Genomic DNA, 19,790 nt, shown 5'->3' with positions numbered 1-19,790 from the left:
TTGACCCAGACCAGCGTGAGTCAGCGTCCGACCATTGCCATCACCTGCGGCGAACCTGCCGGCATAGGGCCCGAGATTTCCATCAAGGCCGCCTGGCAGATGCGCGCCTCGATCAATCCGGTATTGCTAGGCGATGCCGCCCTGCTGGCCATGCTGGCCAACGACATCGATCCGGCAATCCGTCTGAGTGCATTGTCGGTGCAGGCATGGCGCAATGACGGCATGCCTGCGCTTCCCGCCGATCACATCGCGGTCATCGACTGTCCCGTGGAGATTCCCGTCACGCCGGGGAAACTGGATGCAAGAAACGGGCGCGCGGTGTTGCAGACTTTGGATGTCGCGATCGAAGGCGCGCTGCAGAAGCGTTTCGACGCGATCGTCACCGCACCGCTCCAGAAAAGCACGATCAACGATGCCGGCGTGCCTTTCACCGGGCATACCGAATATTTCGCGCAGCAGACCGGCACGGAGCAGGTGGTGATGATGCTGGCCGGTGGCGATCCGCTGCTGCGGGTCGCGCTTGCGACCACCCACCTGCCGCTCAAGGAGGTGTCCGATGCCATCACCTTCGACGGATTGCTGCGTACCATCGAAATCGTGCATACGGACCTGCAGAAGAAGTTCGGCCTGGCGCAACCGCGTATCCTGGTCACTGGCCTCAATCCGCATGCCGGCGAAGGCGGCTATCTCGGGCGGGAAGAAATCGATGTGATCACCCCGGTGCTCGAAGCCGCGCAAGTCAGAGGCATCGACGTCACCGGACCCTATCCGGCCGACACCCTGTTCCAGCCGAAATATCTGCAGCGGGCCGACTGCGTGCTGGCGATGTACCATGACCAGGGCTTGCCGGTATTGAAGCATGCGAGCTTCGGCCGCGGCGTCAATATCACCCTCGGCCTGCCCATCATCCGCACCTCGGTGGACCATGGCACTGCGCTCGATCTTGCGGCACAGGGACTGGGGCGCGCGGACCATGGCAGCATCTTGGAAGCCATCCGGGTAGCGGCGCAGATGGCGGCAGCATCCCGTTCCGCCTGAACCACATGAAACATATTCCACGCAAACGCTTCGGTCAGAACTTCCTGACCGACCAATCTGTCCTGCACGACATCATCCGCACCATCGACCCCAAGCCAGCGGATGTCATGGTCGAAATCGGCCCCGGGCTGGCCGCCATGACCCGGCTGCTGCTCGAATCGCTGGAGCAATTGCATGTGGTCGAACTGGACCGCGATCTGGTGGCGCGCCTGCAGAAGAACTTCGACCCTGCCCGGCTGATCATCCATGCCGGCGATGCGCTGCAATTCGATTTCGCATCGATCCCGCTTGCGCCTGGCAGGAAGCTGCGCGTGGTCGGCAACCTGCCGTACAACATTTCCACGCCCCTGCTGTTCCACCTGGCCGACATCGCAGACCGGGTGCAGGACCAGCATTTCATGCTGCAGAAGGAAGTGGTGGAGCGCATGGTGGCGGAACCCGGCAGCAAGGCCTATGGCCGCTTGTCGGTCATGCTGCAGTGGCGCTACCACATGGAACTGATGTTCATCGTGCCCCCCGAGGCATTCGATCCGCCGCCCCAGGTGGAGTCGGCGATCGTGCGCATGATCCCGGTCGCACAGCCTCTCGCCTGCGATGGAGCGAAGCTGGAGCAGGTGGTGACCAAGGCCTTCTCGCAGCGGCGCAAGGTCTTGCGCAATTGCCTTGCCGGATTGCTGGACGAAGAGGATCTGTTTGCTGCCGGCGCCAATCCGCAGGCGCGGCCGGAAGAAGTGCCCCTGGAACAATTCGTGGCACTGGCAAATCGCTTGTGAGCAATCAAGGAAGCGGGCGCGGCAGGGAAGGGTGAACAGGAATACAATCTGCTTTTCCCATCAAGTCTTAGGAAAAGCACTGATATGCGTATTCTTCACACCATGCTGCGCGTCGGCGACCTGCAGCGTTCCATCGATTTCTATACTCGCGTGCTGGGCATGAAAATGCTGCGTACCAGCGACAACCCCGAATACAAGTACTCTCTGGCCTTTCTCGGTTACGGCAGCAATCCGGAACATGCCGAGCTGGAACTGACCTACAACTACGGCGTCGACAAATACGAGATGGGCACCGCCTACGGTCATATTGCGATCGGAGTGGAAGATGCCTACAAGGCATGCGAAGCGGTCAAGGCTGCCGGCGGCAATGTCACGCGCGAAGCCGGGCCGGTCAAGGGCGGCACCACGGTGATAGCCTTCGTCACCGATCCCGATGGTTACAAGATCGAATTCATCCAGCGAGGTTTCTTGAGCGGCGCTCAAACCAACCTGTGATTTCCGCTCTTTCCTGTTGCAGGGAAGATTGAAGCGGGCGAGGGCGTTTGCCAGACAGGAGACATGCCATGCGACTGCGGCGAGGCGGAATCCGGGGCGACGTTCCGCTCCCCCGGACTGTTTTTTCTTTGCGATAACTTAATAGGTGCGCCGGTTCGGCTCTCGCCTCAGAAAACGGGCAAGGTCTCCGGCGCGTGGTCGCGCAATTCCTTTTTCGCTGCCTGGAATTCCGGAAAGACTGATTGCACCGTCGCCCAGAAGCGCGGACTGTGGTTCATCTCGCGCAGGTGCGCCAATTCATGGGCAATCACGTAATCGATAAGTGGCAGGGCGAAATGAATCAGGCGCCAGTTCAGGCGTATCTTGCCATCGATGGTGCAGGAGCCCCATTGCGTGGTGGCGGACGACAGGGCGAAAGAGTGGTAGCGCACGCCGAGCTTGTCCGCATACGCCGGCAGGCGCTCGGCGAAGATGCGCTTCGCTTCCGCCTGCAGCCATCCCTGCACCCGGTCTTTCAACTGCTGCTCGCCCGCATCCGGGGGAAGGCTCACGGTCAGTTCGCCCGTCGCGCCGTCATAGGCGATGCCGGCGGCCTGGTTGGCAAGAATGCGCAGCGTGATGTCGCTGCCTAGATAGGGCAGCGTTGCCCCGTCGCGCCACTGCATTTCCGGCCGCAGACGGCGCGCGGAACGCTCGCGGCGCTCCTTGAGCTTGGCAAAGATCCAGCGCTGCTTTTCGCGGATCGCACTTTCGATTTCGGCGAGCGGCACCCATTTCGGCGCGGTGATGCGCAAGCCTTCCTCGTCGATCAGAAACCCGATTGTGCGCCGCTTGGAGCGAAGCAGCTGGTATTCGAGGACATGATCAAGCACGTGGATGCGGCGCCTGCCTTGCGCGCCCTGTTTTCCGGCAGGGCCTGCGGATGGCTGCAGCGCCTCTTCCGGAAACTGGGCGCGCGGCCCGGGCCGCTGTTCCGGAGCCGGACGGTCGATCGCCGGCTGCGAAGGAATTTCGGGAGCAAAGAAGTCGAGCTGCAGTGCGAGCTGGTTGGGATCAGGCGGAGTCAGGCGTAGCAGCTTCAAGGGTGTTCGGAAGGTGGTCGTCGGAATAAATGCCGGGCGAAGAAATTTCGCGCATCTCGGATTCTATCCAATTTTCAACACGCTGCATCAATTCGGCCGGAGTCAGCCCTTCCGGCGAAATCGGCTGGCCGATCGAGACAGTCACCACGCCCGGTTTCTTGATGAAGGAATTGCGCGGCCAGCATTCGCCGGAATTCATCGCGATCGGCACGACGGTGGTATTGGTCTCGACGGCGAGGCGTGCGCCGCCAGTCTTGTATTTGCCTTTCTGTCCGACCGGGATGCGCGTACCTTCCGGGAACATAATGATCCACTGGCCGTCGGCCAGGCGTTTCCTGCCATGTTCCACCACTTGCGCAAATGCGTCCTTGGTCTTGCTGCGGTCGATCGGGATCATGCGCAGCAAGGCGATGCCCCAGCCGAAGAACGGAATGTACTGGAGCTCCTTCTTGAACACATACACCAGCGGACGGCGCATGGTGAAGCAATAGAAAATCGTCTCCCATGCGGACTGGTGCTTGGACAGCAGGATCACCGGCGCGTCCGGCAGGTTTTCATAGCCCTTGATCTGATAACGGATGCCGCAGATAGCCTTCGCTGCCCAGATCACGAACACGTTCCAGCGCGTGGTGAGATAGTAGCGCTGGTTGTAGGGGAACGGGGCAAACAAAAAGCACATGGTTGCCCAGATAAGGGTTGCAATGGTCATGAGCATCATGAATGCCAGGGACCGCAGGAACAGATTGATGCGCGACATCGGATCTCCAGGATATATGAGGAGCGGAAGGTTTCGCCTGTGCGTCAGGCCACGGCCTGCGCGTCGACAGGGCGTGCCAGCAAATGATCGACGACGGCGGCGAGGTCCGGGAAGATTATAGTGCCCGGCGGCAGGCCGCCTTTCGTCCTAGTCTTTTCTCCCTTGCCCGTCAATACCAGGTAAGGGGCGCAGCCGACGACGAAGCCGGCCTGCAGGTCGCGCAGGGAATCGCCGACGTTAGGTACGCCTTTCAGGCTGACGTTGAAGCGCCTGCCGATCTCATGCAGCATGCCGCACTTGGGTTTGCGGCAGTCGCAGTTGTCGTCGGCCGCATGCGGACAAAAGAAAATCGCATCGATGTCGGCGCCCGCCAGCTTGGCGGATTCATGCAGCTTCTGATGGATGGCATTCAGGGTCAGCATGCTGAACAGGCCGCGCGCGACGCCCGACTGATTGGTGGCCACCACAACCCGGTAGCCGGCCTGGTTGAGGCGGGCGATGGCTTCCAGCGAGCCCGGGATCGGAATCCATTCATCCGGGCTCTTGATGAAGGCGTCCGAGTCGTGGTTGATGACGCCGTCACGATCGAGGATGATCAGTTTCATTGCAGCTCAAAGACGTCAGGCGGCCAGCTTCGAGATGTCGGCCACCTGGTTCATCATTCCATGCAGGCCGGACAAGAGCGCGATGCGGTTGTTGCGCAATTGCTCATCCTCGGCCATCACCATCACGTCGTTGAAGAAGGCGTCGACCGGATTGCGCAAGTGCGCCAGCATCTTCAGCGTACTGGTGAAGTCGCCCTTCGCAAACGCTGCATCCACCTGCGGCTTCAGCTGCAGCATCGCTGCATACAGACTTTCCTCGGCGGATTCCTTCAACAGGCCGGGCTGCACCGCACCAGCCACGCCTTCGGTCTTCTTCAGGATGTTGGTGATGCGCTTGTTGGCCGCGGCCAGCGACTCGGCTTCCGGCAGGGCGGCAAAGGCCTGCACCGCATCCAGGCGTTCGATGATGTTGTCCAGGCGGTCCGGGCTTTGCGCCACGACGGCTTCGATTTCATTTTGCGCGAAGCCGCGTTCGCGCAGCAGGCCGCGCAGGCGGTCCAGCATGAAGGCGGCAAGCTCGGCAGTCGGATCCTTGAAGCTGGCATTGCCGGCAAACAGCTGGGCGGTGTCGCGCAGCAGGCCGGACAGCGCCAGAGGCAGGCGCTTTTCGATCAGCATGCGCAGCACGCCGAGCGCATGACGGCGCAATGCGAACGGATCCTTTTCGCCGGTCGGCTGCAATCCGATTCCCCAGATGCCGACCAGGGTTTCCAGCTTGTCGGCCAGCGCGACGACGGTGCCGCTCTGAGTAGCCGGCAAGGCGTCGCCGGCGAAGCGCGGCTGGTAATGTTCGGAAATCGCACGCGCCACTTCTTCGGGCTCGCCGTCATGGCGCGCATAGTACGTGCCCATAATGCCCTGCAGTTCCGGGAACTCGCCCACCATGTCGGTCAGCAGGTCGGCCTTCGCCAGCAGTGCGGCACGCTCGGCCAGCTTGACGTCGGCACCGAGTGCAGCGGCGATCTTGCCAGCCAGCGCCTGCACGCGCGCCGTGCGCTGCGCCTGGGTGCCGAGCTTGTTGTGATAGACGACATTGGCCAGACCCGGCAGGCGGTCTGCCAGTTTCTTTTTCTTGTCCTGCTCGAAAAAGAATTTCGCATCCGACAGGCGCGGGCGCACCACGCGCTCGTTGCCGCCGATGATGTGCTGCGGATCGGCAGTCTCGAGGTTGGAGACGATCAAAAAGCGCGAACGCAGGCGGCCATTGGCGTCGGTCAGTGCGAAATATTTCTGGTTGGTCTGCATTGTCAGGATCAGGCATTCCTGCGGCACCGACAGGAATGCTTCCTCGAAATGGCACTCATACACCACCGGCCATTCCACCAGCGCGCTGACCTCGTCCAGCAGGGATTCCGGCATCAATACCTGGTCGGCACCGGCCTTGTCGAGCAAGGCTGCACGTATCCTTTCCTTGCGCGCTGCCACGCTGGCGATGACCTTGCCCTCGGCTTCCAGCGTCGGCGCATACTCGTTCGCCTGCGCAATGGACAACTCGCCCGGCGCCAGGAAACGGTGCCCCAGCGTCGTCATGCCTGCGCTCAGGCCGAGGACTGCGACCGGCACGACGGTATTGCCATGCAGTGCAATCAGCTTGTGCGCAGGGCGCACGAATTGCACCGTGCTGCCGTCCGGGCGCTGATAGCTCATGAGCTTCGGAATCGGCAGCTTGCCAAGCGCGTCATCCAGTGCGGCCTGCAGCCCGAGATGCAGGGCGATGCCGGACGCGGTATAGGTGAAGAACAGGCTTTCCGTCTTGCCGTCGATGGCACGTTCGAGTTCGCTCGGCTTGATTTCGGCGCGCTGTGCAGCCTGTGCCAGCGCGGCAAGCTTCTTCAGCAGGGGCGCAGTCGGCTGGCCTTCGGCATTCAGGCCGACTGCGACCGGCAAGACCTTTTCGCGGATGGTCTTGTCCGGCGACACAGGCCTCACCCGGGTAATCGAAACTGCCAGGCGGCGTGGTGTGGCATAGGCGGTCGCCACCGAATCGCCTTCGACAAAGTCGCGCGATTTCAGGCCATTGAAAATTGCGGAGGCAAATGCATCGCCCAGCTTCGCGAGCGCCTTGGGCGGAAGTTCTTCGGTAAGCAGTTCGACTAGCAGTGTCTGGTTCATGTTTAATCTGCGTTTATCCCGTCCTTACCGGGCTTTGTTGTTATTCCTGGAGTTCTGATCTCGTTCATGCCGCCTGGCGCGCATCCCCGCACATCGGGAAGCCCAGCTTTTCGCGCGACTCGTAGTAGGCCTGCGCCACCGCGCGTGAAAGATTGCGGATGCGTCCGATGTAGGCGGCGCGCTCGGTCACCGAAATCGCGCCGCGCGCGTCCAGCAGGTTGAAGGTGTGTGCTGCCTTCAGGATCATTTCATAGGCTGGCAGCGGGAGCGACACTTCCATCAGGCGCTTGGCCTCGGCTTCGTAGTTGCCGAACAGCGAGAACAGGAATTCGGTGTTGGAATGCTCGAAGTTGTAGGTCGATTGCTCGACTTCGTTCTGGTGGAATACGTCGCCATAGGTCAGGCGTCGGGTCACGCCATGTTCTTCCCATTCGGTCCATACCAGGTCGTAGACATTCTCGACGCCCTGCAAGTACATCGCCAGGCGCTCGATGCCGTAGGTGATCTCGCCAAGCACCGGCTTGCAGTCGAGGCCGCCGACCTGCTGGAAATACGTGAACTGCGTCACTTCCATGCCGTTCAGCCAGACTTCCCAGCCAAGACCCCAGGCGCCCAGCGTCGGATTTTCCCAATCGTCTTCCACGAAACGCACATCGTTCTGCTTCAGGTCCAGTCCGAGCGCTTGCAGCGAGCCAAGGTAGAGGTCGAGGATGTTTTCCGGCGCCGGCTTCAGCACCACCTGGTACTGGTAGTAATGCTGCATGCGATTCGGGTTTTCGCCGTAGCGGCCGTCCTTCGGTCGGCGCGAGGGCTGCACATAAGCGGCGCGCCAGGGCTCCGGGCCGATCGCGCGCAGGAAGGTCGCGGTGTGGGACGTGCCTGCGCCGACTTCCATGTCGTAGGGCTGGAGCAGGGCGCAGCCTTGCGCATCCCAATACTCTTGCAGCTTGAGAATGACTTGTTGAAATGTGAGCATGTTGTGTTCCCGTCCCGGCGCCAGGGCGGCAAGGAGTTGGAGTGGTTCGCCAAACCCGAGATTTTAACGGGTTTTATCGTGCTGATGCGGTTTGCCGTCCTTGGTGCGGCGCAATAGTCCCGCCAGTACGATCATCAGGAGCGCCCATGTGATGACGGGGGCATTGCCGTAGCGGCTATAGGGCGTCAAGCCCTTGTAGCCTTGTACCAGCGCGCTCAGCGTCCCGCGCTGGAAAGGCGGCAGCTGCTTCACCACCTCGCCCTCGGGATTGATGACGGCAGTGACGCCGGTATTGGTGGCGCGCAGCATGGGGCGGCCGGTTTCGAGCGCGCGCATTTGCGAAATCTGCAAGTGCTGCGGCAAGGCGATCGAATCGCCAAACCAGGCGATGTTGGAAACGTTCAAGAGTATCGTGGCTTGCGGCACGCCGGGCGAGCGGCTGACAGCCAGCTGGGCCGCGATTTCTTCGCCGAACAAGTCTTCGTAGCAGATGTTCGGCATGATCCACTGGCCTCGCACCGAAAATGGCTGCTGCAGCAATGCGCCCCGATGGAAATCGCCCAGCGGAATATGCATCATGTCGACAAACCAGCGAAAGCCGAGCGGAATGAATTCGCCGAAGGGCACCAGGTGGTGCTTGTCATAGCGATAGTAGGGCGCGCCGGCGGCTGCTTGCGGCGAGAGGCCGAGGACGCTGTTCGAATATTGCTGGGGTCCATCGCGCATGGGCAGGCCGAGAACCAGATGGCTGTTCGATTTCTGCGCGAAGTCTTGCAGCGCACCCAGGTAATCTGGCGGCAGCTGGCTCGACAGCAGCGGAATTGCGGTTTCCGGCGTGGCGATCAGATCGGCTGGTGCCGCGCTGATCATGTCGTAATACAGCTTCAGGGTCGCTTCGATCTGCTCGGGCGCGAATTTCATTTCCTGCGGCACGTCGCCTTGCAGCAAGCGTACCGAAATCGGCTCGCCATTCGGCTCGGTCCATGCGACGGATTTCAGCCCGATGCCGCCGGCCAGAATGAGCGCGAGCAATCCGATGGCGGCTTTTCGATATGGCAGCAGGGCCAGGCATCCCGCGGCCAATGCGGAAATCCAGGCCAGTCCATAGACGCCGATGACAGGCGCAAAGCCCGCGAGCGGCCCGACATTGTGGGCATAACCCGAGCTTACCCAGGGAAAGCCGGTGAATATCCAGCCGCGCGTCCATTCCGAGAGGGCCCAGGCAGAAGGAAAAACCAGCAGGGCAGTCACGGCTGGCGACAGCGACCAGCGCTGCCGCAGCCATGCGGTGCCACCCGTTGCCAGCCCGCAGAGGCTGGCCAAACCGGCCCCCAGAATGACGACGGCCAGAACTGCCATCCATCCCGGCATGCCGCCGTAGCGGTGCATGCTGATGTACAGCCAGTGCACACCGGCGACGAGCCAGCCGCTCCCATAAGCCCAGCCTATCCACGCGGCCGCTCTCGGCGACGGCGCGCGCAGCAGCATCCAGCAGACCAGTGCGAGCGTTGCGATCTGCAGGGGCCAGAAATTGAAGGGAGCGAATGCGAACACATTCAGCGCGCCCAGAGCCAGTGCAAGGAGCAAGGTGAGCGGCAATGGGGCGGATGGGCGGATATTCACGCAGTCAATAGGGCATCAGGGAAACGGCAGCAATTGTCGCATGCCGGAATCCAGGCGGTTTGTCCGCCTGGAGATTCTTGTCGGATAGATCCCGGGTCAGGAAGCTTGCTGCGCCGGCATCTCCGGCAATTTCTCTACCAGGAGAACATGCACTTGCCGGGCGTCGGCGCGGACCACCTCGAAGCGGAAGCCGTCGATCTCGAACACGTCGCCCTTGCGAGGCACTCGGCCGAGTTCGTGGGCGACCAGGCCACCTATGGTGACGACATCGGAGTCCGAAAAACTGGTCCCGAAGGTTTCGTTGAATTGGTCAATTTCGGTCAGGGCCTTGACGCGCCAGCGCGTGCCCAGTTTGCCATCCCTGACGGGAAGAATGTTGTCCTTGTCTTCATCCAGATCGTATTCGTCCTCGATCTCGCCGACGATTTGTTCGAGCACGTCTTCGATGGTGAGCAAGCCGGAAACCGCGCCGTATTCATCCACTACGATCGCCATGTGATTGCGGTTGGCACGGAAATCGCGCAGCAGCACGTTCAGGGGCTTCGATTCCGGGATGAAGATGGCAGGGCGCAACATGTCGCGGACATTGAAGGATTCTTCGGCGTAATAGCGCAGCAAGTCCTTCGCCAGCAGGATGCCGACCACCGTGTCGCGGTCGCCTTCGATGGCGGGAAACCGCGAATGCGCGGTTTTCAACACGTATGGCATCCATTCTTCGATCGGCTTGGTCAGGTCGATCACATCCATCTGGGGGCGCGGCACCATGATGTCGCGTGCGGTCAGGTCGGATACCTGGAATACGCCTTCGATCATCGAAAGCGCATCGGCATCGATCAGCTTGCGCTCATGCGCGTCATGCAGGATGTCGAGCAGTTCGGCGCGGTTTTCAGGCTCAGGGGAAATGAGGGCGGTCAGTTTTTCAAACAATGACCTTTGGGGTTTAGCGTCAATTAGCTTGACGCTACTAGGGTGATCTTGCATATGGCAAAAAGCCGTTGTCGGAAAAGTAATCTACCAAATAATAGGATACAACAATGCGCAGGGAAGCTCAAAAAAGCGGCAGCCTTCATCAGGATCAATGCACAGCATAGGGATTGGCGAAGCCGAGTTTTTCCAGGATGTCAACTTCGAGCCCTTCCATCTCGGCCGCTTCGTCCTCGTCCTCGTGATCATAGCCTTGTGCATGCAGTACGCCATGCACGACGAGATGGGCGGCATGCGCTTCCAGCGGCTTGCCCTGTTCCGTCGCTTCGCGCTGCAGCACGTCGGTGCACAGGATGATGTCGGCCTGCGTCACTTCGCTGTCTTCGTCTTCGGTGTAGGCGAAGGTCAGGACATTGGTCGCATAATCCTTGCCGCGGTAATCGCGGTTGAGCATCTGGCCTTCTTCTGCATCCACGAAGCGGATCGCCAGCTCGGCCGGCGCGAACAGTGCCGCCTGCACCCAGCGGCGCAACTTGCTGCGCGGGATGATTTCCTTGAGTCGCGGGTCCGGATACTGGACAGACAGGGTCAGGCTATTTCTTTTTGCCGGCATGTCTGGTTAGCGCGCGCTGGCTAGGATTGGCCGCTTCATAGGCATCGACGATGCGGGCGACGAGCGGATGTCGTACCACGTCGGCACTGGTGAAGCGGGTGAAAGCGATGCCGCGCACATTGCCGAGCACCTGCAGCGCGTCGATCAGGCCGCTCTTCTGGTTGTGCTGCAAGTCGATCTGCGTGATGTCGCCTGTCACTACCGCCTTGCTGCCGAAGCCTATGCGCGTCAGAAACATTTTCATCTGTTCCGGCGTCGTGTTTTGTGCTTCATCAAGAATGATGAAGGCATGGTTCAGGGTGCGGCCGCGCATGTAGGCCAGTGGCGCAATCTCGATTACCTGCTTTTCGAACATCTTCTGCGTGCGGTCGAAACCGAGCAGATCGTACAAGGCGTCGTACAGGGGGCGCAGATAGGGGTCGACCTTTTGGGCCAGATCGCCCGGCAGAAAGCCGAGACGTTCGCCGGCTTCGACGGCAGGGCGCGTGAGCACGATGCGCTTGATCGCATCGCGCTCGAGAGCGTCGACTGCGCAGGCAACGGCGAGATAGGTTTTCCCGGTGCCGGCCGGGCCGACGCCGAAAGTCACATCATGTTCGAGGATGGACTTGATGTACTGGGTCTGGTGCGGTGTGCGGCCGCGCAAATCGTTGCGTCGGGTTTTCAGGACGGGCGCCTGTTCTTCCGGCGCTTCCTCGGCTTCCGATTCAGGCCGGTCGTCGCTTTCCGAAACCGCCCTCTGCTCGACCAGGGCCAATTGAATGTCTTCGACGGAAATCGGGTCGTCCGCGATTTCGTAAAACTGTTCGAGCAGTTCGAGCGCGCGTGCGGCGTTGTCGCCGCTTACCACGAATTTCTCACCGCGCCGGAAAATGGTGACATCGAGCGCGGCGGAAATTTGCCGGAGATTTTCATCCATCGGCCCGCACAGGTGCGCGAGCCTTTTGTTGTCTACCGGCTCGGGAATGAAATGAAAGGTCTGGGAGGGTGTTTTCAAAATGGATTTAGTGTCGTTTCGCCATGAGATTCATTGTTTGCCAACAAGTTCTCCGCGCAACGAATAATGAAATGCTTTTGCGATCTTGACATCGACGAGTTGGCCAATCAGGTGCGCCGCATCTTGACCGGGATCAAAATTCACAACCCGGTTGTTTTCGGTGCGTCCCTGTAACTCCTGCGGATCCTTCTTCGAAGGACCTTCAACCAGGATCCGCTGCGTGGTGCCGACCATGCCTTCGCTGATCTTCTGCGCATTGGCTTCCACGGTGGCTTGCAGGTGTTGCAGGCGGCGCAGCTTCACTTCATGCGGCGTGTCGTCCGGCAAATTGGCGGCCGGCGTACCGGGGCGCGGGCTGAAGATGAAGCTGAAGCTGTTGTCATAGCCGATGTCGTTAATTAGCTTCATCAGCGCTTCGAAGTCGGCCTCGGTCTCGCCGGGAAAGCCGACGATGAAATCGCTGGAGACAGAAATATCCGGCCGCACGTCGCGCAGGCGCCGGATCACGGATTTATATTCGAGGGCGGTATAACCGCGCTTCATTGCCATCAGGATGCGATCAGAACCATGCTGCGCCGGCAGGTAGAGATGGTTGACCAGCTTCGGCACCTTGGCATAGGTATCGATCAGGCGCTGGGTGAACTCCTTCGGATGGCTGGTGACGAAGCGAATGCGCTCGATCCCGTCGATCTCGGCGATGTATTCGATCAGCAGGGCAAAGTCCGCAATTTCGCCATCCGCCATTTCGCCGCGGTAAGCGTTCACGTTCTGGCCAAGCAGGGTGATTTCCTTGACGCCCTGATCGGCAAGGCTCGCCACTTCGGTCAGCACATCCTCGAAACGGCGCGACACTTCCTCGCCGCGCGTATACGGCACGACGCAATAGCTGCAGTACTTGCTGCAGCCTTCCATGATGGATACAAAAGCGGTGGCGCCTTCGACTTTCGCCGGCGGGAGATGGTCGAACTTTTCGATTTCCGGGAAGCTGATGTCGACCTGCGAGCGGCCGGTGGCACGACGCTGGTGGATCAGTTCCGGCAGGCGGTGCAGGGTTTGCGGGCCGAACACCACATCGACATAAGGCGCGCGCTTGACGATCGCGGCACCTTCCTGCGACGCGACGCAGCCGCCGACGCCGATCACCAGATCGGGCTTGCTCTGTTTCAGTTCTTTCAGCCGGCCGAGGTCGGAGAAAACTTTTTCCTGTGCCTTTTCTCGCACCGAGCAGGTGTTCAGCAGGATCACATCCGCTTCTTCCGGTGTTTCGGTCTTGACGAGGCCTTCGGAGGCATTGAGCACATCTGCCATCTTGTCCGAGTCATACTCGTTCATCTGGCAGCCGAAGGTCTTGATGAATACTTTTTTCGGCATGGCTTTACTGGGAAGCGTTCACCGGCTTCGGCGCCGGCTTGCGCGCCTCTTCCGGGCTCAATATCCAGACACGGTCGATTTCGCCCTGGGCATTTTCCGTGTAATTGACAACAAGATTATTTCCGCGCAGCGATGCCGGCATGTCGATGGTGTTGTTCTGGTTCCAGATACGCGCACCAGCTGACAGGCGGCGCGTCTTGCCATCCATGATGATTGACGGATACATGGCCGGCGTCATTTTGCCGCGCTTGGCGCCTGCCGGAAACGGACGTTCGAAGGCCAAAGCCGGAAGCATGATGGCCGCAGACAAAATAGCAATAAGAAAACGCTGGATCCGCATCTTGAGCACCGTTTCTGAACAGGAAGGAAATTGCAAAAAATGCCGCGAGTGAAGAGGTTGCATGCGCATTGTCCACCGTCCTGAAAGAAGGAGCCGCATGCTCCGTCTCGCGCTGAATCAAGTCCGGCCTGATTTCGCCTTGATTATGCTGCCGGGGACGGTGTAAAAGTCTCGAAATTATACCATCCGGCATGCGCGGAAAAGGCACATGCCGGACGTGCGAGAAGGAATGAGAGCGAGCGGTTTTGCATGTTGCCAATCACTCGATCCCTCAGGGCAATTGCTTTGGCACGCGGTCAAAAAGCAAAATGGGCTACGAAGTCATTCGTAGCCCATCGAATTCTTGGTGGTGATAGGTGGACTTGAACCACCGACCCCAGCATTATGAGTGCTGTGCTCTAACCAGCTGAGCTATATCACCAAAAGAGCCGCGTATTATGCTTTTTTTCGTTACCGCTGTCAAGATTTGACTGATGGCACCCTTTGCCCCGGCCGCTTGCCGTCTCAAAGCCCGCCAGACGCCTTGTTGAGCGCGGCCATGACGTCGCGAACCGGATCGTTGCCGGTGCAGTCGACCATGAGCCGCCCCGGCATGGAGCGCAGCCAGGTCAATTGCCGTTTTGCCAGCTGGCGCGTCGCGGCAATGCCTTTTTCGCGCAAGGCGGTCCGGTCGTAAGCGCCATCGAGATATTCCCATGCCTGGCGATAACCGACGCAGCGCATGGAAGGCAGGCCGAGGTGGAGGTCGCCGCGGGCACGCAATGCCTGCACTTCGTCGAGCAGCCCGCCTGTGACAGGATCGAGCATGGCATCGAAGCGCTGCGCGATGCGCGCGTGCAGTACGCTGCGGTCGGAAGGTTCAAGGGAGATCGACACCAGGTCGAAGGGCAGTTCGGCCTTGGGCGCTTTTGCCAGCAGCTCGGACATCGGCTGGCCGGTCAATGCAAAAATTTCCAATGCGCGCTGGATGCGCTGGGAATCGTTCGGCTTCAGCCGTGCCGCCGTTTCCGGGTCGATGGTGGCCAATTTGGCATGCATGGCTGGCATTCCCACTGCGGCCGCTTCTTCATCCAGTTGCCTGCGAATGTCAGGATCCGCCGGCGGCAGCGCATCCAAGCCTTCCTGCAAGGCCTTGAAATACAGCATGGTGCCGCCCACCAGCAAGGGCAGCTTGCCGCGTGCGCTGATTTCGCTCACCAGTCGCAATGCATCTTCGCGAAATTGCATCACCGAATAAGCTTCGGTCGGATCGAGGATGTCGATCAGATGATGGGGCGCGGCGGCGCGTTCCTCGAGCGAGGGCTTGGCGGTGCCGACATCCATGCCGCGGTAGACCAGGGCGGAATCGACCGAGATGATTTCCACCGGCAGGTGGCGGGCAATCTCCAGCGCGGCCGCGGTCTTGCCGGACGCGGTCGGTCCCATGAGTGCGATCGCCACGGGTTTTTTCTGTGCGCTCATTTCGGTAATTGATGCAGCAGCACGCCTTATTGTCCGCGCAGGAACAGCCTGTCGAGATCCGACAGTGCCAGCTGCACCCAGGTCGGCCGGCCGTGATTGCACTGGTCAGCCCGCTCGGTAGCTTCCATCTGGCGCAGCAGGGCATTCATCTCGGGCACGGTCAGTGACCGGTTGGCGCGCACGGCAGTATGGCAGGCCAGGGTGCCGAGCAATTCATTGCGCCGCTCGACCAGCACCCGCGAGCCGCCGAATTCGCGCACGTCGCGCAGAACATCGCGCGCGAGGGTCTGCGCATCCGCATTCTTCAGCAGTACCGGTATGGCACGCACCGCAAGTGTGGTCGGCGACAGGGCGCTGATGTCGAATCCGAGCGATTGCAGTGCAGCCTGGTTTTCTTCCGTGGTGCCGACTTCCACCGGATCTGCATGGAAGGTGACCGGGATGAGCAGAGGCTGGACCTGCATTGCGCCTTCATCCAGCGCATTCTTGAGCTGTTCGTAAAGAATGCGTTCATGCGCGGCATGCATGTCGACCAGGACCAGGCCCTTGGTGTTTTGCGCAATGATGTAAATGCCGTGCAATTGCGCCAGGGCGAAGCCGAGCGGGAATTCTTCTGCCGGCGAGGGTGAGGTGGTGCCTGCCTGAACAAGGGGCATGGAAGCCGGTTGGTAAGCTTCCGGCGTTGCAGACGCGGTGCCGGTAAACAGTGCTCCGTAATCGGCGAGCGTTTGCGCTACTCCGGGGGCGGCCGTGAATTGCGCGCCGAAAGACGCCTGTTTCTGTTCGCGCATCCAGGGCAGCGCACCCGGGTTGGGCGGCAGTGGTGCCGGCGCCGTGCCGTGCGCTGTGGCGGACGTCTGGGCCAGCACCCGGCTGACGGCGTGGAACACGAACTGATGCACGGCACGGCTGTCGCGGAAACGCACTTCGATCTTCGAGGGATGCACATTGACGTCGACCAGGGCCGGATCGAGATCGAGGGCCAGCACATACGACGGATAGCGGTCACCGTGCAAGACATCCTGATAAGCCGCGCGCACCGCGTGCGTGAGCAGCTTGTCGCGTACGAAGCGGCCGTTGACATAAAAATATTGCGAATCGGCGCGCGTCCGGGAGGCGGTCGGCAGACCGATATGCCCGTGCAGGTGCAGCGGGCCTGCGGCTTCATCCAATGCCAGACGCGCATTGGCAAACTCGCTGCCGAGGATGTGCGAGCTGCGTTTGTCGGTCGGGCTGGCCTGCCAGTGTTCGACCGTCTTGCCATTGTGCGACAGTGAAAATGCCACGTCAGGGCGGGAGAGCGCGATGCGGCGCACGACTTCGGCGCAATGGCCGAACTCGGTCTGTTCCGACTTCAGGAATTTGCGGCGCGCCGGAGTATTGAAGTACAGGTCGCGCACATCCACCGTGGTGCCGGGCGCGCCGGACGAAGGCGTTGGCTGGCTGGTGTGGTCGCCCGTGATTTCCCAGGCGTGCGCCGCATCGGCGGTGCGCGACGTCAGGGTAAGCTGCGCCACCGATGCAATCGATGCAAGCGCCTCGCCGCGAAACCCGAGCGTGCCCACGTTTTCCAGGTCGGACAGGGAAGCGATTTTCGACGTGGCGTGCCGCGCCAATGCAAGCGGCAACTGTTCCGGTGCAATCCCGCGCCCGTTGTCGGTGATTGCGATCCGCTTGATCCCACCCTGCTCGATGCGTACCGTAATCTGAGTGGCGCCGGCATCGAGTGCGTTCTCCAGCAATTCCTTCACGACTGCGGCCGGGCGGTCGACGACTTCTCCCGCTGCGATCTGCGAAATCAGCTGGTCGGACAGGGCCTGGATGGGGCGATGGGGATTCTGGCGCGCGTTCATCGAGAAATTATAACGCCCGTCGGCATGTGGCTCTGGGCATCTTCCGGCTTACATCGCGGATGATTCACGCATCTAAGGCGTTGAGCCGTGGCGCGAGTGGCCTTGCTTGACCGGTAAGCGACGCAATACGGCATGAGAACGATTCGCGGGCTTTCGTACTTTGTTTGCGCGCCATACATATTTCCGCCAAGTTCCTAGTGTATGATGCGACCGGAAATTCACTGGAGAGGCAATGGACTTCATGCAATTCTTCGACATGATCCTGCATGTCGATAAATATCTCGGCACCGTGATCGCCCAGTACGGAACGATGGTGTATATCGTGCTGTTTGCCATCGTCTTCTGTGAAACCGGCCTGGTAGTGCTGCCCTTTCTGCCCGGGGATACGCTGTTGTTCATCGGAGGAGCATTCTGTGCATCCGGTGCGATGAATGTGTGGTTGCTGATGGCCTTGCTGATCATTGCCGCTGTGTCCGGAAATACCGTGAACTACTGGATAGGCAGAGCCATCGGGCAGCGGGTGTTCACCCATGACTACAAGTGGCTGGACAAGGCGGCATTGCAAAAAACGCATGCGTTCTACGAAAATCACGGCGGGAAGACCATCATCCTTGCGCGCTTCATCCCGATCGTGCGTACCTTTGCCCCGTTTGTTGCCGGCGTATCGGCAATGACCTTCGCCAAGTTCCAGTTCTTTAACATCATCGGCGCAGTGGTCTGGGTAGTCGGCCTCGTGGCAGGGGGGTACTTCTTCGGCAATATCCCTGTCATCCGCGATCATCTGAATACCATCGTGCTGGTAGGTGTCGGCGCTGCAGTGATACCGCTCGCACTCGGAGCGGTGTGGAAGCTGTGCAGGCGGATGTGGCCGCGCCGTGCCGGGTGAATCCTCACCATGAGCATAAAAAAAGCCCGCAAGAATGCGGGCTTTTTTGTTGGTCCGGCGTGCGTGATGCCCTTGGCCGCCAGTGGCGTCAGGTCATCCTGTTCTTTGCCAGGGGCGGATTCTTCGCGAAATACTTCTTGATGCCATTCAGCACCGCATCCGCCATCTGGTTCTGATAGCTCTCGTCCGTCAGTTTCGCCTCTTCTTCCGGGTTGGAGATGAAGGCGGTTTCTATGAGGATGCTGGGAATGTCCGGCGCCTTCAGAACAGCAAAACCTGCCTGTTCAACATCTCCCCGGTGCAGGCGGTTGATGCCGCCGATCTCGTTCAGCACAGCCTTGCCCAGCTTCAGGCTGTCATTGATTTGCGCCGTGGTCGACAGATCGAGCAGCACGCTCGCGAGCTGGCGATCATGATTCTTGATGTTGATGCCGCCGATCAGGTCGGCCGCGTTTTCCTTGTTGGCCAGCCAGCGGGCGGCGGTGGAACTGGCGCCTTTTTCCGAGAGCACGAATACCGAGGAGCCGCGCGCGCGGGCTTCAACGAAGGCATCGGCATGGATGGAGACGAACAGATCGGCCTGGACCTTGCGCGCCTTCTGTACCCGCACATTGAGCGGTACGAAATAATCGCCGTCGCGAGTCAGCATCACGCGCATGTTCGGCTGCTGCTCGATCTTCGCCTTGAGTCGCTTGGCGATGGCCAGTACCACGTCCTTTTCGCGGCTGCCGCCGCGTCCCAGCGCGCCCGGATCTTCGCCGCCATGGCCGGGATCGAGCGCAATCGTGATCATGCGGCTCAAGGTGGATGGCTTGTCGGCCCGCCCGATTTTTGATGCGGGAAGATCCGGCTGGGTTGGCATCGGTTCCGGCTCAGCCACCACTGCGGGCGGCTTGACCGTCATTCCGTCATCCCGCGCCCATTCGCCCTTCTTGATCAGCTCGGCGATCGGGTCCAGCGCATTGACCGGATACAGGTCGAATATCAGGCGATGCTTGTACTCACCGATCGGCGCCAGCGTAAACACCTGGGGATCGACTTCTTCCTTCAGGTCGAATACCAGGCGAACCACATTCGGCCGGTTCTGGCCGACTCGCACCTGTCTGATGTACGGATCATTCGGCTGGATCTTCGCAACCAGCTCCTTCAGGGTCGGATTCAGGTCGATGCCTTCGATGTCGACGACCAGCCGCTCCGGATTCTTGATGATGAAATGATTGACCTTCAGGTCGGTGTCGTTCTCGAGGGTCACGCGGGTATAGTCATCCGCCGGCCACACGCGCACGGCAAGGATTTGCGCAGCGCGCGCCGGGAGCGATGCAAATACGGAAACGAGAAGTGTGCCGCCGGCCTTGAGGAGAGTACGGCGCGCCCGGGATGTCAGAGGTTGGGTGCGAAATTCAGTCGGTCGAGGCATCGAGTTCCTTGTTCGGACAACGCTTGCAATTCTATATCACGCCCTGCACCGGCAACCGTGAGGAACACATCGACGTCGGGCGAGGGCAACACCGGAGCGGCCTTTTCCGGCCATTCTACGATGCATACATTCTGTTCATTGAAATGATCGCGAAATCCGGCATCAAGGAATTCTTCCGGACTGGCCATGCGATACAGGTCGAAATGGATGACATGTAGGGGCTGGCCCGCGAGGCTCACGGTATAGGGCTCGGCCAGCGTATAGGTCGGGCTCTTGACCGCACCCGCATGGCCGGCGGCATGCAGCAGGGCGCGCGTGAGTGCCGTTTTGCCGGCGCCGAGTTCACCGTGCAGGTAAATCACCAGCCCCGGCACCAGCGCGCGCGCCAGCGCTGCGCCCATGGCGGCCGTGCCAGCTTCGTCGTGGAGGTGGGTCTTGAAGTGCTGCATCTCGTAAAATGGTGCTTT

General features: G+C 60.5%; 19 protein-coding genes and 1 tRNA gene. 4 read left to right on the top strand and 16 right to left on the bottom strand.

What is annotated here, in order from left to right; all coding sequences use genetic code 11:
* The 3 genes from pdxA (at position 1) to gloA (ending at position 2,306) form a co-directional block, all read left to right on the top strand.
* The gene (gene pdxA / locus HGHM_RS00165; RefSeq protein WP_019139474.1) at positions 1-1,038 is read left to right on the top strand and encodes a 4-hydroxythreonine-4-phosphate dehydrogenase PdxA; all 1,038 of its coding nucleotides are present in this window, start codon (positions 1-3) and stop codon (positions 1,036-1,038) included.
* 5 nt (positions 1,039-1,043) lie between these two features.
* Complete coding sequence (rsmA, locus tag HGHM_RS00160) at positions 1,044-1,811, top strand: 16S rRNA (adenine(1518)-N(6)/adenine(1519)-N(6))-dimethyltransferase RsmA (protein WP_019139473.1); 768 nt, start codon at positions 1,044-1,046, stop codon at positions 1,809-1,811.
* An 84-nt stretch (positions 1,812-1,895) separates the two neighbouring features.
* Complete coding sequence (gene gloA, locus HGHM_RS00155) at positions 1,896-2,306, top strand: lactoylglutathione lyase (RefSeq protein WP_034348339.1); 411 nt, start codon at positions 1,896-1,898, stop codon at positions 2,304-2,306.
* A gap of 167 nt (positions 2,307-2,473) precedes the next feature.
* Here the strand turns inward: gloA and HGHM_RS00150 are convergent, their stop codons facing one another.
* From HGHM_RS00150 to mutL, 14 genes are all read right to left on the bottom strand, one after another.
* Positions 2,474-3,388, bottom strand: a complete 915-nt coding sequence (locus HGHM_RS00150) for a M48 family metallopeptidase (RefSeq protein ID WP_019139471.1) — start codon at positions 3,386-3,388, stop codon at positions 2,474-2,476.
* Positions 3,360-4,145: a lysophospholipid acyltransferase family protein gene (locus tag HGHM_RS20295; protein WP_019139470.1), complete on the bottom strand. Its 786-nt coding sequence runs from the start codon at positions 4,143-4,145 to the stop codon at positions 3,360-3,362. Before HGHM_RS20295 ends, HGHM_RS00150 begins: the two co-directional genes overlap by 29 nt.
* Before the next feature lie 44 nt (positions 4,146-4,189).
* Positions 4,190-4,750, bottom strand: coding sequence for a D-glycero-beta-D-manno-heptose 1,7-bisphosphate 7-phosphatase (gene gmhB, locus HGHM_RS00140; protein ID WP_019139469.1), 561 nt, complete (start codon positions 4,748-4,750; stop codon positions 4,190-4,192).
* A gap of 15 nt (positions 4,751-4,765) precedes the next feature.
* Positions 4,766-6,862: a glycine--tRNA ligase subunit beta gene (gene glyS / locus HGHM_RS00135; RefSeq protein ID WP_019139468.1), complete on the bottom strand. Its 2,097-nt coding sequence runs from the start codon at positions 6,860-6,862 to the stop codon at positions 4,766-4,768.
* Between the two features lie 64 nt (positions 6,863-6,926).
* Entirely contained in the window at positions 6,927-7,838 is a 912-nt protein-coding gene (gene glyQ / locus HGHM_RS00130) for a glycine--tRNA ligase subunit alpha (RefSeq protein WP_019139467.1), read from the bottom strand.
* A 63-nt stretch (positions 7,839-7,901) separates the two neighbouring features.
* Positions 7,902-9,461, bottom strand: a complete 1,560-nt coding sequence (lnt, locus tag HGHM_RS20290; RefSeq protein ID WP_245549132.1) for an apolipoprotein N-acyltransferase — start codon at positions 9,459-9,461, stop codon at positions 7,902-7,904.
* 96 nt (positions 9,462-9,557) lie between these two features.
* Positions 9,558-10,442, bottom strand: a complete 885-nt coding sequence (locus tag HGHM_RS00120) for an HlyC/CorC family transporter (RefSeq protein ID WP_026075551.1) — start codon at positions 10,440-10,442, stop codon at positions 9,558-9,560.
* A 94-nt stretch (positions 10,443-10,536) separates the two neighbouring features.
* Positions 10,537-10,998, bottom strand: a complete 462-nt coding sequence (gene ybeY / locus HGHM_RS00115; RefSeq protein WP_019139464.1) for an rRNA maturation RNase YbeY — start codon at positions 10,996-10,998, stop codon at positions 10,537-10,539.
* The gene (locus HGHM_RS20285; RefSeq protein WP_051155274.1) at positions 10,979-11,998 is read right to left on the bottom strand and encodes a PhoH family protein; all 1,020 of its coding nucleotides are present in this window, start codon (positions 11,996-11,998) and stop codon (positions 10,979-10,981) included. Before HGHM_RS20285 ends, ybeY begins: the two co-directional genes overlap by 20 nt.
* Before the next feature lie 27 nt (positions 11,999-12,025).
* On the bottom strand, positions 12,026-13,366 hold the full coding sequence (miaB, locus tag HGHM_RS00105) for a tRNA (N6-isopentenyl adenosine(37)-C2)-methylthiotransferase MiaB (RefSeq protein ID WP_019139462.1): 1,341 nt from the start codon (positions 13,364-13,366) through the stop codon (positions 12,026-12,028).
* A gap of 4 nt (positions 13,367-13,370) precedes the next feature.
* A complete protein-coding gene (locus tag HGHM_RS00100; RefSeq protein ID WP_245549131.1) occupies positions 13,371-13,661 on the bottom strand; it encodes a hypothetical protein in 291 nt (96 codons plus the stop codon).
* 389 nt (positions 13,662-14,050) lie between these two features.
* Positions 14,051-14,127: transfer RNA gene (locus HGHM_RS00095), tRNA-Met, on the bottom strand.
* Between the two features lie 83 nt (positions 14,128-14,210).
* A complete protein-coding gene (gene miaA / locus HGHM_RS00090; RefSeq protein WP_019139460.1) occupies positions 14,211-15,167 on the bottom strand; it encodes a tRNA (adenosine(37)-N6)-dimethylallyltransferase MiaA in 957 nt (318 codons plus the stop codon).
* Positions 15,168-15,193: 26 nt separating this feature from the next.
* Entirely contained in the window at positions 15,194-17,020 is a 1,827-nt protein-coding gene (gene mutL / locus HGHM_RS00085; protein WP_019139459.1) for a DNA mismatch repair endonuclease MutL, read from the bottom strand.
* 232 nt (positions 17,021-17,252) lie between these two features.
* On the opposite strand from mutL, the gene HGHM_RS00080 reads away from it, so the two are divergent.
* Entirely contained in the window at positions 17,253-17,906 is a 654-nt protein-coding gene (locus tag HGHM_RS00080) for a VTT domain-containing protein (protein WP_019139458.1), read from the top strand.
* An 88-nt stretch (positions 17,907-17,994) separates the two neighbouring features.
* Here HGHM_RS00080 and HGHM_RS00075 read toward each other — a convergent pair whose 3' ends face one another.
* Together HGHM_RS00075 and tsaE are read right to left on the bottom strand one after the other, a co-directional pair.
* Complete coding sequence (locus HGHM_RS00075; RefSeq protein ID WP_026075550.1) at positions 17,995-19,323, bottom strand: N-acetylmuramoyl-L-alanine amidase; 1,329 nt, start codon at positions 19,321-19,323, stop codon at positions 17,995-17,997.
* Entirely contained in the window at positions 19,287-19,772 is a 486-nt protein-coding gene (gene tsaE / locus HGHM_RS00070) for a tRNA (adenosine(37)-N6)-threonylcarbamoyltransferase complex ATPase subunit type 1 TsaE (RefSeq protein WP_026075549.1), read from the bottom strand. The genes HGHM_RS00075 and tsaE overlap by 37 nt, the downstream gene beginning before the upstream one ends.
* Between the last annotated feature and the right edge of the window lie 18 nt (positions 19,773-19,790).

It is taken from the genome of Noviherbaspirillum massiliense JC206, from assembly GCF_000312045.1.
Taxonomy (GTDB): Bacteria; Pseudomonadota; Gammaproteobacteria; order Burkholderiales; family Burkholderiaceae_D; genus Noviherbaspirillum; species Noviherbaspirillum massiliense.
Note: the sequence above shows the minus strand (reverse complement) of the source record. Positions and strands in the feature narration are given on the sequence as shown.